Origin of the sequence: Christensenella timonensis, from assembly GCF_900087015.1 — a bacterium.
GTDB lineage: Bacteria > Bacillota > Clostridia > Christensenellales > Christensenellaceae > Christensenella > Christensenella timonensis.
In genome coordinates, this window is the sequence record NZ_FLKP01000002.1 from 697,056 (window position 1) to 713,399 (window position 16,344).

Here is a 16,344-nt window from a genome sequence, read left to right on the forward strand (position 1 = left end):
AAAAAGAGAAAGGAAAGCATGCTATGAAATGTTATGTTCTGGAGGGAGAATGGAGCCCCAAAGAGGGATATTGCCTGAATGAACGGGAAAAGCGCGATCATCGGGCGGCAAGGGGCAACCTTGTCTGGAAAAACCTGCGGGCAGGGATCGTAACGCGGGAAGACCCGCAGATAAGGGACGATGAAGTCCTGATCCGCGTAGGGGCGTGCGGGGTTTGCGGAAGCGATATGCATGCGGCGGAAATGGACGACGAAGGCTATACGAAATTTTCCGGACACCTGCGCCTGCCTGTGATCATGGGACACGAATTTGCAGGCGAGGTCGTCGAGGTGGGCAAAGATGTGAAAGATTACCGCGTAGGAGACCTCATCGCGGCGGAACAAATCCGCTGGTGTGGAAAATGCCCTTCCTGCAGGATCGGAAAATTCAATAACTGCTATGAACTGGAGGAAATAGGATTGTCGGCTGACGGCGCCTTCAGCGAATATGCGGTCGTCCCGGAAAAATATTGCTGCAATATCAATGGGATCGCGGAACTGCTGGGCAACAAACAGGCGGCCATGGAAGCGGGCGCATTGTCTGAACCGACCGGGGTAGCGTACAACGGCATGATGATCAACGGGAAAGGCGTTACGCCGGGCAGCCATGTGGCAGTGTTCGGCTCCGGCCCGATCGGACTGGCGGCCATCGCGCTGGCGCGTGCTGCCGGTGCGGCCAAAGTATTTGCCTTTGATACGGTCAATGAAAAATTGGAACTGGCAAAAAAGGTAGGCGCAGACTTTACCTATAACCCTGTGGAACTGGCGAAGCAGGGAAGCAGTGCTGCGGACGCTGTTATGGAGGACACGGCGGGGATCGGGTGCAAAATGATCGTGGAAGCCGCCGGAAACCCGGATCGGACTTATCCTGACATCGTACAGTTGATGTCGATCGGCGCCAATGTCGTGCAGCTGGGGATGCGGGGCGGGCTTTCCCAGATTGACCTGACCCCGTTTTTGATCAAGGGATGTGCCTTTACGGGTTCGCTGGGCACGGCCGGCAATGCGATCATCCCGTCGGTGCTGCGGATGATGGAGCAAGGGAATATCGACATGCGCAAGATCATTACCGGACGATACCATTTGGATCTTACGGCAGAGGCTATCGAGGATGCCAAATCGGGCGTGCACGGAAAAATCCTGGTAAGCCAGAATTATTGACCGGGGAGGCAGACGGGCATAAGGGAATGAAGAGGATGTGCATGACGGAGGGGGAACCATGGAACTGAAATTTGGGATCACGCAATGGAGCTTGCCGGGGAAAGGGATATATGCCGTAAAGTATGCCGCTGAAGCGGGATTGGACGGATTGCAGATCGAGCTGGGATCGTATGAAGAGGGCTATTATATGGCGCAGCCTAAGATACAGAAGGACTATCTGGAGGATGCGCAGGAATACGGGATCGTGTTTCCGTCGATCGTACTCAATGATCTTGGGAACCACGGGTTTGTGGGAGATAAAACGTCGAAAGACTATAAAATTGCCGTGGAATCTTTAGAGCTGGCACTTTTGACCGCCGAAGCCATGAAACTCGATACGATTATGATCCCGCAATTCTGGAAAAACGAAATCGTGGACGAGCGTACATTTGAAAACGCAGCTGCCGTATTGATGGAATTATGCCAAAAAGCGAGGAAAAGCGGCATCACCATTTACAGTGAAACGACGCTGCGCGCCGATAGGCAGATCGCACTGATGAAGGCGGTTGGACAGCCGAACCTGAAAACGTTTTACGATTCGCAAAATTACTATTTTTTTAAGGGATACAGCCAGAGCGACACCATAGAAGAACTTTACCCTTATATAGGCGACCAGCTCCACGTCAAGGATTGCATCGGACGAGACCGGATGGGCGGCGTTTTGAGCGGTGCGCTGCTGGGAACGGGCGATTCGGATTTCAAGTCAACGATCCGCTTCCTGAAAAAAAAGGACTATGCGGGCTGGATTATCCTGGAAAATTATTACTATGTTAAACCGCTTCGGGATCAGGGCAAAGACCAGTTTGCACTGATCGAAAGGGATTTGGAATATTTAAAAAGGGTGTTATACGAATAAAAATATCAATTTATTCGTAAAAACATGTTCGCGTGAAGCGAAAAAAGGAGGAAATATGAAAAAGTCAATTGTTCTGGTATTGGTAGTCCTGATGACGGTATCTATGCTTCTGGCAGGATGCGGAAACGATTCGACAGCGTCGGAAAGCGCGGCTTCGCAGGAAGCATCAGCTTCGGCGACCGGGGAATCGGCCCCTGCTGCGGACGCATCGGAAGGCGGTACGGGGACGGTCTCCGGCAAGATCGGCATATTGATGCCTTCTGTGGTCGTGGCCAGGTGGGCGGACGATGCAAAATCGATGGAAGAGGCTGCAAAAGCCATCGGACTGGAGACAGAAGTACAATTTGCGGACGACGCGATCGAAACGCAGGTCATGCAGATTGAGAATATGGTCACAAAGGGGTACAAAGCCCTGATCATATGCCCGGTGAACGCGGAAGCGCTGACGGAGGTTCTGGGTAAGGCGAAAAAAGCCGGCGTTACGGTCATCTCTTATGACCGCCTGATTCAGGGGACGGAAGATGTGGATTACTATGTGACGTTCGATAACATTAAAGTAGGCGAAGTGTGCGGTCAGTACATCGTGGATGCACTCGATCTCGAAACGAACCAAGGGCCGTTCAACCTTGAAATATTCACGGGCGATATTGCGGACAACAACGCCAAAATGACGTTGGAAGGCGGCATGAACATTTTACAGCCGTATATCGACAACGGCCAGTTGGTGGTAAAGAGCGGACAGACCACGCTGGAACAAACGGCAACGAAAGGCTGGGCGACGGGGGAAGCGCAGAACCGCATGGACAATATCATGAGTGGGTTTTATACCAGCGATAAGCTGGATGCGATCTTCAGCACTTACGGCGGCATGAGCCTTGGATGCATCGCCTCGTTGCAGGCTTTGGGATATGGGACGGATGAAAAACCCATGCCTATCATCACAGCACAGGACGGCGAGCTGGCGATCGTACAGGCGGTCGCGAACGGAACCTTATCGATGTCGCTGTTCAAAGATACGCGGGCGCTCGCAAAGCAGGCAATCGACCTGACGGCAGCCTCGCTGAAAGGTGAAACGGTTGAACTGGACGCTTCCAAATTCTACGATAACGGGGCGTTTGAAGTACCGACCGTGCTGCTTGACCCCATCCCGTTTGACAAGAGCAACCTGGACAAAGTCATGATCGAGGACAGCGGTTATTGGACAAAAGAAGACATCTATGGCTGACTTTGAACGTTATGCAGGTTTGGGCCGAAAGGCCCAGACCTGCATATATATGGTTATATTGGATGGATTTCCTGTTAAAACAGATGAATTTGGAGAAAAAATATGTCGGAATATATTTTAGAAATGCACAATATAACAAAGACGTTCCCGGGTGTAAAAGCGCTCGACAATGTAAATTTGAAAGTGAAAAGAGGCGAGATCCATGCGTTGTGCGGGGAAAACGGCGCTGGGAAATCTACGCTGATGAATGTCTTGAGCGGCGTCTATCCGTATGGTACGTATACGGGGGATATCACCTACAAAGGAAAGACGGTCCAATTCAAAAATATAAAGGACAGCGAAGAGCTCGGCATCGTAATCATCCATCAGGAACTGGCGCTGATCCCCTATTTATCCATTGCGGAAAACATTTTTTTAGGCAATGAGATCGCCAAAAGCGGCATCATCAACGGGGATGAGACGATCCTGCGTACACAGGAGCTGCTGAAGGAAGTAGACCTGAATGAGTCGCCGCGTACCCTGATCACGAATATCGGGGTGGGAAAGCAGCAACTGACGGAAATCGCCAAAGCGCTGTCCAAAAAAGTGGAACTGCTGATCCTGGATGAACCCACGGCGGCTTTGAATGACGAAGAGAGCAACAAGCTTTTGGAGCTGCTGATGGAATTCCGGAAGCGCGGTATTACCTGTGTAATGATCTCGCATAAGCTGAATGAGGTAACAAAGGTCGCTGATTCCATTACGGTGATCCGGGATGGTGCGACCATCGAAACGATCGACTGTGCCGCAGGGGAGGTTTCGGAAGATCAGATCATCAAAAGCATGGTCGGGCGGGAGCTGACGGATCGTTTTCCTAGGCGTAACAGCCAGATCGGGAATACGCTTCTGGAAGTAAAGAACTGGACGATGTACCATCCGCTTCACGTGGAAAGGAAAGTGAGCGATGATATCAATATCAAAGTCAGGAAAGGCGAGGTCGTGGGCATTGCCGGATTGATGGGGGCGGGGCGGACAGAATTCGCGATGAGCCTCTTTGGACAAAGCTATGGCGCCCATATCACGGGTGATGTTTTTATAGACGGGAGGAAGGTGGACGTTTCGACACCTGAAAAGGCGATCGGGCAGGGCCTTGCCTATGTCACCGAAGACCGGAAACAATACGGGCTGGTTTTGATCGACAGTATCAAGGACAATATATCCCTTGCATCTTTATCAAAAGTATCCAAAAAAGGAATCATAGACCAATACCATGAGTATGATATCGCGGAAAACCAGAGGCGATCCCTGAAAATCAAGACCCCCAATGTGATGGAGACCGTGGGCAACTTAAGCGGCGGAAACCAGCAAAAAGTGATATTGGGCAAATGGATCTTTTCCGACCCCAAGGTATTGATATTGGATGAACCGACGCGCGGCATCGATGTGGGCGCAAAGTATGAGGTGTATTCGATCATCAACGCGCTGGCGGAGGCCGGGAAAGGGATCGTGGTGATCTCGTCCGAAATGGCCGAATTGCTTGGGATTTGCGACAGGCTGTACGTGATGAGCGAAGGCGAGATCAAAGGGGAGCTCAATCGCGGCGAAATGCAGCAGGAAAAGATCATGAAGCTGATCATTCACTAAAAATATTTCTGAAAAACAGAGCCGGAGGGAAGTCATGGAAGCTATTAAAAAGATGCTAAAGAAAAATACGAGGCAATATGCGATGCTGATTGCTTTGGTGGCGGTGCTTGTTATTTTTCAAATCGCTACAAACGGGATCATGCTGATGCCGCTCAACATCACCAACCTGATCTTGCAAAATGCGCACATCATTATTTTGGCGATCGGCATGCTCTTTGTCATCGTGGGCGGCGATTTCGACTTGTCGGTAGGATCGTTGGCCGGACTGGTCGGCGCGATCGTCGGGATACTCGCCGTTACCATGAAAGTAAACCCCATTCTTGCCATTTGTATCGGTCTGGGAGTCGGTGCGCTTGCCGGCATGTGGCAAGGGATGTGGATCGCTTATTTCAGGGTACCGGCTTTTGTCGTTACGCTGGGCGGCATGATGATCTTCCGCGGGTTGATGCTCCGCCTGCTGGATTCAAAATCGATCGGGCCGTTTCCGGATATGATACAAAAGTTGAGCTCAGGATTTATCCCGGACGCGTTTCATTTGGAATCGTTGAAGTTGACGACGTTGATTGTCGGGGTATTTTTAGCAGCTTTGTACATAGGGCTGTCGGCGCATAAGAGGAACAAGCAGCGACGTTTGCAGCTGGGGACGGAATCCATGAGCAAGACGTTGTTCGTGGTGCAGACGGCGCTGATCGCGGTCGTGATCATTGGCCTTTGCCTGGTGCTGGCCGCTTACGACGGGATCCCCAATGTACTCATCGTATTGGCCATCTTGCTGGGGATCTATTCCTTTGTGGCGAACCGCTCGGTATTCGGCAGGCGCGTATACGCATTAGGCGGCAACGAAAGGGCAACGGCGCTGTCCGGGATTAATACGAAAAAAGTAAAATTCATTATTTTTATCAACATGGGGGTTTTGGCGGCGGTCGCCGGTATCATCTATGCGGCAAGGCTCAATTATGCGACACCACAGGGCGGCGACGGATTCGAGCTGGACGCCATCGCGGCCTGCTATATCGGCGGGGCGTCTTCATCCGGAGGTATCGGTACGATCATGGGTGCGTTGATCGGTGCGCTCGTTATGGGTGTGCTGAACAACGGTATGTCAATCCTGGGATTTGGCGTGGATATCCAGCAGATCATCAAAGGGCTGGTACTGATCTTTGCCGTATTGTTCGATGTGATGACAAAGTCCAAGGTAGCGACTGCATAACATTGGCCAGGTGCAAGGAGAGCCCGATAGTATCCGGTTCCTGAATAGTCCGTCAAAGCAGACAGGTTTGTACTCGTTGAGTGCAGGCCTGTTTTTTGTATTGGCAGGAAACAGGTTACTGGTTTTGTGAAACGGTGCAAAAAAGTGTAATGAAACAAAGCAAATGAAGCACATTTTAGAAAAATTGCAATATTAAAAAAGCCCGCTAAAATAGCAAATAACAGGGCGGTATTGTACAATATCCTTATACACGCTTGAATTTCCATAACAAATTATCAAAAAAGAAATCTGGTTTTTGCACATTTGAGCAGCGTTGTTCAAAAGGTGGTTTTTTTTGAAAAAATTGCATGGTAGTATGATAAAAACACCATAGAACAAAACATTATTTTTCAGATCGGACAATTTACGCGTAATCAATTGAATACAAGGAGAAATGAGATGCCCAAAAAATATGTGATCGGCGTAGATCTGGGGACGACAACGATCAAAGCGGTTTTTTTGGATACACGCAGCAACAGGATCGTTTCCACGCAGACGGAGGAGATCGTTCCGGCTAAGACCGAAAATGCGGAAGCCATAGAATATGACCCGAAGGATTGGCTGGCATATACGAAGCGGATATTGGCCCGCGGCTTTGAAGCAGGGATCGACCCGCGCGAGGTGGCGGGAATCTGCTTTGGCGGATGGACGGTGATGTCTTTTCTGGTAAAAGAGGATGGAACGCCCGTGACCGATGCGGTGCACTACAACGACATGCGGCACTTGGAGCTTCTTAACGAAGCGGACAAGCGGTACGGCAAACTGGCGGTGGAACGCAACGGAAACTATATCGGCATGTACAGCGCCTCGGTAAAGCAGTATTGGTGGAAAATAAAACGACCGGAAGTATTTGAAACGGCGGATTATGTGGCGACGGAGGTAAGCTATATGAACTTTATGCTTACGGGCCGGTGGGCGTTCAGCCGTGTGGAGGCAGGCTTTTACAGCCAATACAATGCCTATACGCGGGAATGGGACGAGGAGATCATTGCTGCGATGGGGTTTGACAGGTCGATGTTTCCAAGGCTGGTGGACGCCTGGGAAGTAGTGGGCGAGGTGACGCAGGAAGGAGCGGCTTTAAGCGGCCTTGCGCCGGGAACCCTTGTCTTTGGCGGTGTGGACGACGCTTCCCCTGTGGCGCTTGCGACAGGCGCTTTCCAAAAGGGACAGGGATTTGTTTCGACAGGGTCGGCGGCCAATATCGCGGCAAACACGCAAGGGCCGGTTTCCCATCCGACGGCGATCACCTACCCGCACTGCGTCCCGGGGCTCACCATGACGATCACGGTCATGTCGTCGACGGGACTTAGCTATAAATGGATGCGCAATACCTTTGGGCAGTTGGAAGCGCAAATGGCGCAAATGATGGGTACGGACGCATACGATTACCTGAACGGGCAGGCGAAAAAGGCGAAGCCGGGTGCAAACGGAGTCTTGTTCCTGCCGTATCTGGACGGCGATTACACGCCCAACAACGATCCCGATGCGCGCGGGGTATTCCTCGGCATGGGAACGGATACGACCAAGGGAGATATGCTGCGCGCATCGCTCGAGGGGGTCGCGTTTTCCATGCGCGACAACATGGCGCTTATTCGTGAGATGGGCGGGGAGATCGACAAGATGGTGCTGACGGGCGGGATCGCCAGAAGCCCGCTGTGGCTGCAGATCATCGCGGATATCACGGGCTGTCCGGTATCCCTGCCCGAGGAAACGGAGGGTGCGCCTTTTGGCAGCGCCATCATCGCAGCGGTAGGCGCAGGGCTTTACCGGGATTTTGAACAGGGGGTTGAGCGGGCAGTGAGAATCAGGCGGGATGCGTTCATGCCTGATGAAAAGAACCGCATGCTCTATGAGGAATTGTACCAGGTGTACAAAAGTTTATATCCGGGTTTGAAAGGGGCGTTTGCCCGGATCGCGGATATAAAGGAAAAATATAATCAGGAGTAAGAGGAGGAAAAAATGAAAAAATTATCGATGGTTTTGGCAGTGGTGCTGGTAGCGGTATTGATGTTTACGGCGTGCACACCGGTGGATCAGCCGGCACAGAGCGCGTCTGCACAGGCGACGCAGGAAGATGCGCCGGCGGATGAAAGCGCTGCTGCGGACGAATCGGCCGCGCCGGTTGCGGCAGGAGAATTCAAAAAGCTCGGGCTGGTACACAATATGCAATCGTGGCAGATGTATCAGGTCATGGAAAAAGCGATCAAGGCAAAATGCGACGCGGCAGGCGTGGAGCTGGTGGTCGCGGATGCAAACGGCGATGCCAACAAGCAGCTGCAGTTGATCGAAACGATGATGAACTCCGGCGTGAACGGTATCATCGTGGTCACGGTCGACGGCCCGACACTGGAAGATGTTGCGAAGCGTTGTACGGAAAACGGCGTGGCGCTGGTGTCGATGTACATCGAACTGGAAAACGCAACGGCGAACGTATTGGTGGATGAATACGAGTACGGCTATGCGATCGGAAAACTGGGCGCGCAGTATATGGCGGAGAATTTCCCGGATGAGGAACTGGAGGTAGCGCTACTGAGGATACACGATTACCTGCCGGGCATCGAACGCGGACGCGGTATGGAAGATGCGGTCAAGGAATACTATCCCACGGCAACGATCGTAAACGACCAGAACTCTGTCGACGTAGAATCGGCGATGAAGATGACGGAAGCGATTTTGGCAGGCAATCCGAACACAAGGATGTTCCTGGCGGATTCTGACGATACGGGTGCGATCGGCGCTTATGAGGTGCTGAAAGCAAAAGTGAAGCCCGAAGACCAGGCGAAATACTGTGTGGTTGGCGCGGACGGCGTACCGCAGGCGTTTGGATATATCCTGGAGGACGGGATGTACCGCGGTACGGTTGCGCTCGATAACCAAGAGATCGGCAATACGGCATTCCAGATCTGTGCGGATGCACTTGCCGGAAAAGATTTCGAGAAGGTACAATATTGCGCTTTTGAAGAAGTGACAAAAGAAAACGCGGCAGAGTACCTGAAACAGTACGAATAGGATATTGTCCCATGCGGGGAGGGAATAACGGCTCCCTCCCCATGCATGGAATTCGTGTATTGGACTTGCGGGCAATTACATAACCATATTGCCGGAAAGGGCCGGAGGCAACTATGCAGGATAATATATTGGAAATGAAAGGGATCACCAAGCTGTACCCCGGGGTGGTCGCGCTGGAGGAAGTGGACTTCACCCTCAAAAAAGGCGAGGTACACGCGTTGATCGGCGAGAACGGCGCAGGCAAATCGACGCTGATTAAAATACTGGCGGGCGCTGTCAAACGGGACGGCGGGTCGATCGTATTTGACGGGCAGGAATATAAAAATTATACGCCCCATGAGGCCATGGATATGGGCATCAGCGTTATTTACCAGGAATTCAACCTGGTGCCCATGATGTCGATCGAGGAAAATTTATTTTTTGGGAAAGAGGTTAAAAAGGGGATCTTTTCCGACAAGGCAGAGATGGTCAAGCGTTCCAAAGAAATATTCAAGCAACTGAATATGGATGTCGATCCCGCGACGCCGGTCAGGGAATTAAGCGTCGCATACCAACAACTGACGGAGATCGCAAAGGCAATTTTAAACAAAGCAAAAATCATTGTGATGGACGAACCGTCCGCAACGCTTACAAACCGTGAGCTGAAAGCGCTATTTGAACTGATCAGGAGACTGAAGAAGGAAGGCACGGCAATCGTTTACATTTCCCATAGATTGGAAGAGATTTTTGAGATCGCGGACACGGTGACGGTTTTCAGGGATGGGCAATACATCGACACCAAGCCGGTCAGCGAGATGAACAAGGAAATGCTGATCCGCATGATGGTCGGGCGTGAGCTGACGGGGACATATCCGTGCAACCATACTGTTTACGACGATGTTGTGATGGAGGTAAAAGACCTTTACAACGAGCATGTGAAGGGCGCGAGTTTTTCGCTGCGAAAAGGAGAGATCCTGGGGATCACCGGGCTTGTGGGCGCGGGACGCACAGAGCTTGTGCGCATGATATTCGGTGCGGACAGCTACCTCGGCGATATCTATATCAAAGGGAAAAAAGCGAAAATCAAATCGCCTACGGACGCGATCCGTTATGGGATATCCCTGCTGCCGGAAGACCGGAAATCGCAGGGGCTGCTGCTCAATATGGGCATTGACTTCAACCTTTCGATGATCGTATTAAAATCACTTGCCAAAAATGGTTTTATTTCCAGCGATGAGGAAAAAAAGATCGTCGGCGAATATATCAAAATGATCTCCATCAAAACGCCTTCAAGCAAGCAGCTTGTGCGCAACTTGTCAGGCGGCAACCAACAAAAGGTGGTGCTTGCCAAATGGATGGCGGCAAAGTCGGATATCATCATTATCGACGAACCGACGCGCGGCATAGACGTAGGGGCAAAGTCGGAGATATATGAACTGATGGACAGGCTGGCCGCGCAGGGGAAAAGCATTATTATGATCAGCTCGGAGCTGCCTGAATTGATCGGTATGAGCGACCGGGCCATCGTCATGCACGAAGGGGAGATCGTGGGCGAGGTCGCGCGCACGGAACTTAATCAGGAAAGGCTTTTGACTATGGCATCATCAAAAAAAGGAGAACTGGCATGAAGAGTAAGTTATCGGCAGGGGAATTTTTCAAAAAGTTTGGTATCGTGATCGTGCTTGTGGCGTTATTCATCGTATTTGCGCTGTTGAATCCGCTTTTTATGGATCCGGGCAATATCATGGAGCTGCTGAAGCAAGTGGCGTTCATGGGTATTATCGCGGTGGGCATGACGTTTTGTATGCTTACGGGAGGGATCGACCTTTCAGTGGGCTCTAATATGGCGCTTGCTATCGTAGTGGCAGCGCTCGTAATGGCGCAGGTACCGTTTAATACGCAGGAGGCGAACGCGATCCTCGGTTCGTTGGTAGGGATCGGCGCTGCGACAGCGATAGGATTTGCAAACGGCTTCTTCGTAAATGAGATCAAAATACCGCCGCTTATCGTTACGCTGGCGATGATGCAGATCGTACGCGGCCTTGTATATATCTTTACGGGGGCGGTTCCGGTATATGAGAACATACCGGAGGTATTCAGCTTTGTGGGACAGGGCAGCGTTGGCCCGGTTCCGTTCCCGGTCATCGTGATGGGCGCGGTATTCGTGATCGGCGGCATTATCTTACACAAAACGGTCTATGGACGGCACGTCTATTGCGTGGGCGGCAATGAAGAGGTCGCGCGCCTTTCTGGCATCCATGTGAAAAAAGTAAAGTATTCCGTGTATATGATCAGCGGATTGCTTACGGGCGTCGCTGGGATCCTGCTGTTCTCGCGCATGAATTCCGGCCAGCCGCGCGCGGGTCTCGGTTACGAATTTGAAGTGGTGACGGCTTGCGTATTGGGAGGCATCTCCATGGCGGGCGGCTCCGGGAAGCTATGGGGCGTGTTCTTTGGCGTGGTTATCATGGGGGTTCTTTCGTATGGATTGGTGTCCGTCGGGCTCAATGAGTTCTGGCAGATGTTCATCAAGGGCGTAGTGCTGCTGGTCGCCGTCGGTATCGATTCGATGTCGCAGGCCAAGCAGCAGAACTTAGTGGAGCTGCGCCGCGAGGAAGAGGAACGCAAAAAGGAAGCGGCGGCGTAAAGGAGAGAGTATGGATATTTTAGTGATCGGCGGCGGCCCGGGCGGATATGTGGCGGCGATCGCCGCGGCAAAGCGGGGTGCGAAGGTGACGCTGGTGGAAAAGGATATGCTGGGCGGCACGTGCCTGAACCGGGGATGTATCCCCACCAAGGCGATCCTGCATAGCGCAAAACTTTTTCATGAGGCGAAAAGCTTTGCGGAACTGGGTATTGTGACCTCTGAGCCGCAAGTCGATTATGCGGCGGTCGTACGGCGTAAGGAAGGGATCGTAAAGCAGTTGCGCGGCGGTGTGGAGTTTTTGCTCGGCAAGGCCGGCGCGGAAGTCATAAAGGGCGGGGCGCGGTTTTTATCACGTGACAAAGTGGCGGTAAAAACAGCGGAAGGCGAGATAGGGCTCGAGGCAAAAAACGTTATCATCGCGACGGGCAGCGTGCCCTGCAATCTGCCGTTTTTGGAGGCGGACGGCAAAAATATCATCAATTCCGACCATGCGCTTGCGCTGTGTGAGTTACCCAAAAGCATGGTGGTCATTGGCGGGGGCGTGATCGGCTGTGAGTTCGCGCAGGCATTTGCACGGCTGGGCGTTACGGTCACGATATTGGAGGCGCTCGGCAGCTTAGTGGCGACGATGGACGGAGACCTGTCCGCATTGATGACGCGCGTACTCAAAAAGGACGGCGTGGACATCCACCTTTCGTGCAGGGTACAGGGCGCACAGGACACGGGAGCGGGCGTATGCGTGACATACACAGAGAGCGACGGCACACAAAAAAGTGTGACGGCTGACAAGGTGCTGGTTGCGGCAGGACGGCGCGCAGTGGCGGACGGCCTTGATGCACACGAAGCGGGCGTCGCTATGGATGAGCGCGGCAATATCCCCGTCGATGGGGGATGCCGCACGAATGTCAGCGGGATCTATGCGATCGGCGATGTGACGGGCGGTATACAGCTTGCGCATGTGGCCTCACATCAAGCGGAGATCGCTGTTGGCAACCTGTTTGGAGACAAGCTGGAAATGGATGAACGGATCGTTCCATATTGTATTTACACGAGTCCTGAAATGGCGGCGATGGGATATACCGAGCAAAAGGCCTCGGAAGCGGGATATACTGTTAAAACAGGGATGTTTGCGGCTTCTGCCAACGGACGCTCTATGATCGAAGGGATGCGCGACGGGTTTTCCAAGGCGGTGCTGGACGCAGGCGATGGTACGGTGTTGGGGATACACCTGGCAGGGCCGAACGTGACGGAGATGGTCTCGCCGTTTGCGGGCGTGATTAAGTTCGAGGCGACGGGAGAGGACGTAGCACAGATGATTTTTGCACATCCGACCGTATCTGAGTTTATCCGCGAAAGCATCCTGGACGCCGATAAAAAGGCGATCCATAAAGTATAAGTATTCAGGAGGAAAAATTGATGGCACAGAAATATCCGGTGAAGATAACGGTGTACAGGAAATTTGACTGCGACGAGCTGCCTGATTACAGCGGCGGCTGTCATGCGTTTGACGTGGGGGCGGCGTTCACGGTCAAGGTAGACGGCAAAATGCCGGAAGGGTTTTGTACATGGGCATGGCACGATCTGTGGCCGGTGGTCATGACGCTGCGTTTTGGCGGAGAGATGACGTACTGTAAGCAGGGAAACATGATGTATTCCGCCTGCTCGGACGGGCTTTCGCCTGTGGTATTCAAACTGGAAAGAATAGAAGCATAACCAATCAAAATTTTTCATAAAGGAGAACGGAAAAATGGCAATGTTGAGGGAGTTGAGGGAAAGAGTTTTGGAAGCGGGCAAAAGGCTGCGCGCATACGACCTGATCGTTATGGCGGGGGGCACCGTGGCGGCACGCGACCCGGAGACGGATTTGTGCGTGATCACACCGAGCGGGATGGAATATGAAGACCTGCGCTGGGACGACATGTGTGTGATCGATATCAAGACCTATGAGTTGGTGGATGGATACCGCCGGCCGTCCTGCGCATGCGATATGTTTACGAAGGTGCTGCGGGAGCGCCCGGATATCCTGTGCGTCACACATTCGCATTCCCGTTATGCAACGGCGTACGCCGTGTGCAACAGGGAAATCCCGGTTGTGACGACGACGCACGGCAACCTGGTCGGGGGCGCGGTGCCCTGCACGCACTGGGTGCATCCCGACCCGCACAATGAAGAATATTTACAGGATATCGTGGATACGATGGGCAAAGGATATGCCGTCAATATCCGCAACCACGGCCTCGTGGTGGGCGGGCCGACGGTGGAAGAAGCGATCGAAAACATCATTACCTGCGAGGTATCGGCGCAGATCGCATTTATCGCGGAACAACTGGGGAATCCCTATTACCTGAATGAAGACGAAGCGGACAGGGCGCACAAGTTTGCAAAATCAGTCGTGGGGCAGCACATCAAATAGGATAGCGGAGCGGCGGGCGGCCTGATCCATGACGAAACGGAGGAAAAAGCAATGAGGTATCAAAAACTGGGAAACAGCGGGATCGATGTTTCGGTCATTGCACACGGTACATGGGCAATGGGAAATGACTTTTTTGGCGAGGTGGATCAAGGCCGCGCGATCAGCGCGATCCATGCTTCGGTGGAGCATGGCGTGAACCTGGTGGACACGGCGCGTGCATACGGCGAGGATTGCGCTGCGGAAAAAGTAGTCGGCAAGGCGATCCAGGGCATGCGCGATAAGGTGGTGCTTGCGACCAAGGCCGGCGTGCTGCGCGCGTATGGCGGCAATTATGTCAAGTGCTCCGACCCGAACGTCATACGCTGCGAGCTGGAAGAATCCCTGCGGAACCTAAAGACGGATTATATCGACTTATACCAGATACACTGGCCGGATCACAATACCCCGCTGGAGGTGGCGCTGGAAACGATGCTGCGCTTTAAGGAGGAAGGCAAGATCCGCGCGATCGGGGTATCGAACTTCTCTGTCGCGGAACTGCGGTTGGCGGTCGATGTGGCGGATATCGCGAGCGTACAGCCGCCATTAAGCCTTTTAAACCGACAGTCGTTTGAGGACGGCGTACTCGGCTTTTGTGCGGAAAACGGACTCGGCGTGCTCACGTACGGGTCGCTCGGAGGCGGTATATTGTCCGGTAAAATGGGCAAAATCGGCATCGGCGGAAAAGAGTTGAGGGCGTCCTTTTACCCTTACTATGAAGAACCGATGTGGTCGAAATGCCAGCAGCTTTTAAAAACGTTGAAAGAAATCGCTGACGCGCGGAACGTTTCTATCGCGCAGGTATCCATCAACTGGGTCCTCTGCCAAAAGGGCGTCACGTGTGCGCTATTGGGTGCGACGAGGCCGCAGACAGCGATCGAGAACACAAAAGCCGCAGACTGGGAATTGACAAAAGAAGAGCTTGACGTGATCAATACCGCCTATGGCAGGATCATGGGATGAATGGGAAATGGCACTGCGGATGCGAAAGACGGGAGTGGTGGATAACAGATGAAATTTGACGAAACGCGGGAAACGTATGGAAAAATCGCAACGCTTTACTATATGGGGGAATTATCGCAGGACGAGATCGCGCAGATATTCAACATTTCCCGTTTTAAGGTGTCGCGTGTCTTAAAGCGCTGCAAGGAGCTCAATATCATAGAATTCCGCGTCAACAACAAGCCGCATTATTACAAGAGCATGGAAGCCCAGGTCATCAAGGGACTGGATATCAAAAAATGCATCATCGTGAATCCGGGGACGACGGCGCTCGAATCCAAGACGAACGTGGGAAAAGCGGGCGCAAAATACTTAGCGGAACGCTTAAAGGACGGCATGCTGGTTGGCCTTGACTGGGGCACGACCTTGCAGACGATGGTGCGGGAATTTTCACCCGAGCAGCAATACCATGACAGCCTGTTTGTGCAGATTTCAGGCAGTACGGCGTCACAGTCTGTTTCCGACAGCTGGTATATGGATGGGCACGACATCGTCAAAAGCCTTGCAACGAAGGCGGGGGCGCAGTGGTCGCTGTTTCCCGTACCATATATTGTAAAGGATAAAGTGCTGCGCGACATGCTGCTGGAAGAAAAAACGATCAAAAGCCATATCGATTATTTCAAAAAGCTGGACATCGCATTTTTCGGCCTCAGCTCATGCCAGCCGGAGGTATATATCCCTTTTTATAAAAATTACCTTTCTGCAAAAGAGTGCAATCTTTTGAGAAAACAAGAGCGTTTTGGCGAAGTGTTCAGCTGCCTGCTCGATGAACGGGGCAACGCAATCGATTCCATTTTAAAGGATCGCGTCATGACCATTGAACCGGAGCTTTTGAAAGCCGTTCCTGAAACGGTGGCGCTGGCAGCGGGCAAGGATAAGGTGAAGTCCATTGTCGCCGCGGCGCGGGGCGGATATTTTACGACCATGATTACGACAGAAGTCGTGGCGCTGTCCGTTCTGGAATTGCTCGAACGAGAACAGGAAAAATAAATCGCGTGCACATATGTGCACGCAACGGCGCGATATTGTTGACTTTGTGCATACAGAGCGCAACAATAGGGATAGAA

General features: G+C 52.4%; 14 protein-coding genes. All 14 read left to right on the forward strand.

Annotation, left to right across the window (positions count from 1 at the left end; all coding sequences use genetic code 11):
* Positions 1–23: 23 nt before the first annotated feature.
* The 14 genes from iolM to BN6471_RS04895 all read left to right on the forward strand — a co-directional run bounded on the left by iolM (position 24) and on the right by BN6471_RS04895 (position 16,267).
* Complete coding sequence (gene iolM, locus BN6471_RS04830; RefSeq protein WP_066646066.1) at positions 24–1,199, forward strand: scyllo-inosose 3-dehydrogenase; 1,176 nt, start codon at positions 24–26, stop codon at positions 1,197–1,199.
* Positions 1,200–1,257: 58 nt separating this feature from the next.
* Entirely contained in the window at positions 1,258–2,094 is an 837-nt protein-coding gene (locus BN6471_RS04835; RefSeq protein WP_066646068.1) for a sugar phosphate isomerase/epimerase family protein, read from the forward strand.
* Positions 2,095–2,149: 55 nt separating this feature from the next.
* Entirely contained in the window at positions 2,150–3,319 is a 1,170-nt protein-coding gene (locus BN6471_RS04840) for a substrate-binding domain-containing protein (protein ID WP_066646070.1), read from the forward strand.
* A 102-nt stretch (positions 3,320–3,421) separates the two neighbouring features.
* Entirely contained in the window at positions 3,422–4,942 is a 1,521-nt protein-coding gene (gene mmsA, locus BN6471_RS04845) for a multiple monosaccharide ABC transporter ATP-binding protein (RefSeq protein ID WP_066646072.1), read from the forward strand.
* Between the two features lie 34 nt (positions 4,943–4,976).
* Complete coding sequence (gene mmsB, locus BN6471_RS04850) at positions 4,977–6,152, forward strand: multiple monosaccharide ABC transporter permease (protein WP_066646073.1); 1,176 nt, start codon at positions 4,977–4,979, stop codon at positions 6,150–6,152.
* Positions 6,153–6,590: 438 nt separating this feature from the next.
* Positions 6,591–8,138, forward strand: a complete 1,548-nt coding sequence (locus tag BN6471_RS04855) for a xylulokinase (protein ID WP_066646074.1) — start codon at positions 6,591–6,593, stop codon at positions 8,136–8,138.
* Positions 8,139–8,150: 12 nt separating this feature from the next.
* Positions 8,151–9,200 carry a sugar ABC transporter substrate-binding protein gene (locus BN6471_RS04860; protein ID WP_066646075.1) on the forward strand — a complete coding sequence of 350 codons (1,050 nt, stop codon included), beginning with the start codon at positions 8,151–8,153 and terminating at the stop codon, positions 9,198–9,200.
* A gap of 113 nt (positions 9,201–9,313) precedes the next feature.
* Positions 9,314–10,807 carry a sugar ABC transporter ATP-binding protein gene (locus BN6471_RS04865; protein ID WP_066646076.1) on the forward strand — a complete coding sequence of 498 codons (1,494 nt, stop codon included), beginning with the start codon at positions 9,314–9,316 and terminating at the stop codon, positions 10,805–10,807.
* Positions 10,804–11,826: an ABC transporter permease gene (locus tag BN6471_RS04870; protein ID WP_066646078.1), complete on the forward strand. Its 1,023-nt coding sequence runs from the start codon at positions 10,804–10,806 to the stop codon at positions 11,824–11,826. The genes BN6471_RS04865 and BN6471_RS04870 overlap by 4 nt, the downstream gene beginning before the upstream one ends.
* 10 nt (positions 11,827–11,836) lie before the next feature.
* Positions 11,837–13,222, forward strand: a complete 1,386-nt coding sequence (lpdA, locus tag BN6471_RS04875) for a dihydrolipoyl dehydrogenase (RefSeq protein WP_066646082.1) — start codon at positions 11,837–11,839, stop codon at positions 13,220–13,222.
* Positions 13,223–13,242: 20 nt separating this feature from the next.
* A complete protein-coding gene (locus BN6471_RS04880) occupies positions 13,243–13,539 on the forward strand; it encodes a TIGR04076 family protein (RefSeq protein ID WP_066646084.1) in 297 nt (98 codons plus the stop codon).
* Between the two features lie 34 nt (positions 13,540–13,573).
* The gene (locus BN6471_RS04885; protein WP_082903343.1) at positions 13,574–14,239 is read left to right on the forward strand and encodes a class II aldolase/adducin family protein; all 666 of its coding nucleotides are present in this window, start codon (positions 13,574–13,576) and stop codon (positions 14,237–14,239) included.
* 51 nt (positions 14,240–14,290) lie between these two features.
* Complete coding sequence (locus tag BN6471_RS04890; RefSeq protein WP_066646093.1) at positions 14,291–15,238, forward strand: aldo/keto reductase; 948 nt, start codon at positions 14,291–14,293, stop codon at positions 15,236–15,238.
* 48 nt (positions 15,239–15,286) lie between these two features.
* Positions 15,287–16,267 carry a sugar-binding transcriptional regulator gene (locus BN6471_RS04895; RefSeq protein WP_066646094.1) on the forward strand — a complete coding sequence of 327 codons (981 nt, stop codon included), beginning with the start codon at positions 15,287–15,289 and terminating at the stop codon, positions 16,265–16,267.
* Positions 16,268–16,344: the final 77 nt, after the last annotated feature.

What these genes read in the sequence shown, in the direction of transcription:
- iolM (WP_066646066.1), top strand. Translation starts at nt 24, where the DNA reads ATGAAATGTTATGTTCTGGAGGGAGAATGGAGCCCCAAAGAGGGATAT.
- BN6471_RS04835 (WP_066646068.1), top strand. Translation starts at nt 1,258, where the DNA reads ATGGAACTGAAATTTGGGATCACGCAATGGAGCTTGCCGGGGAAAGGG.
- BN6471_RS04840 (WP_066646070.1), top strand. Translation starts at nt 2,150, where the DNA reads ATGAAAAAGTCAATTGTTCTGGTATTGGTAGTCCTGATGACGGTATCT.
- mmsA (WP_066646072.1), top strand. Translation starts at nt 3,422, where the DNA reads ATGTCGGAATATATTTTAGAAATGCACAATATAACAAAGACGTTCCCG.
- mmsB (WP_066646073.1), top strand. Translation starts at nt 4,977, where the DNA reads ATGGAAGCTATTAAAAAGATGCTAAAGAAAAATACGAGGCAATATGCG.
- BN6471_RS04855 (WP_066646074.1), top strand. Translation starts at nt 6,591, where the DNA reads ATGCCCAAAAAATATGTGATCGGCGTAGATCTGGGGACGACAACGATC.
- BN6471_RS04860 (WP_066646075.1), top strand. Translation starts at nt 8,151, where the DNA reads ATGAAAAAATTATCGATGGTTTTGGCAGTGGTGCTGGTAGCGGTATTG.
- BN6471_RS04865 (WP_066646076.1), top strand. Translation starts at nt 9,314, where the DNA reads ATGCAGGATAATATATTGGAAATGAAAGGGATCACCAAGCTGTACCCC.
- BN6471_RS04870 (WP_066646078.1), top strand. Translation starts at nt 10,804, where the DNA reads ATGAAGAGTAAGTTATCGGCAGGGGAATTTTTCAAAAAGTTTGGTATC.
- lpdA (WP_066646082.1), top strand. Translation starts at nt 11,837, where the DNA reads ATGGATATTTTAGTGATCGGCGGCGGCCCGGGCGGATATGTGGCGGCG.
- BN6471_RS04880 (WP_066646084.1), top strand. Translation starts at nt 13,243, where the DNA reads ATGGCACAGAAATATCCGGTGAAGATAACGGTGTACAGGAAATTTGAC.
- BN6471_RS04885 (WP_082903343.1), top strand. Translation starts at nt 13,574, where the DNA reads ATGGCAATGTTGAGGGAGTTGAGGGAAAGAGTTTTGGAAGCGGGCAAA.
- BN6471_RS04890 (WP_066646093.1), top strand. Translation starts at nt 14,291, where the DNA reads ATGAGGTATCAAAAACTGGGAAACAGCGGGATCGATGTTTCGGTCATT.
- BN6471_RS04895 (WP_066646094.1), top strand. Translation starts at nt 15,287, where the DNA reads ATGAAATTTGACGAAACGCGGGAAACGTATGGAAAAATCGCAACGCTT.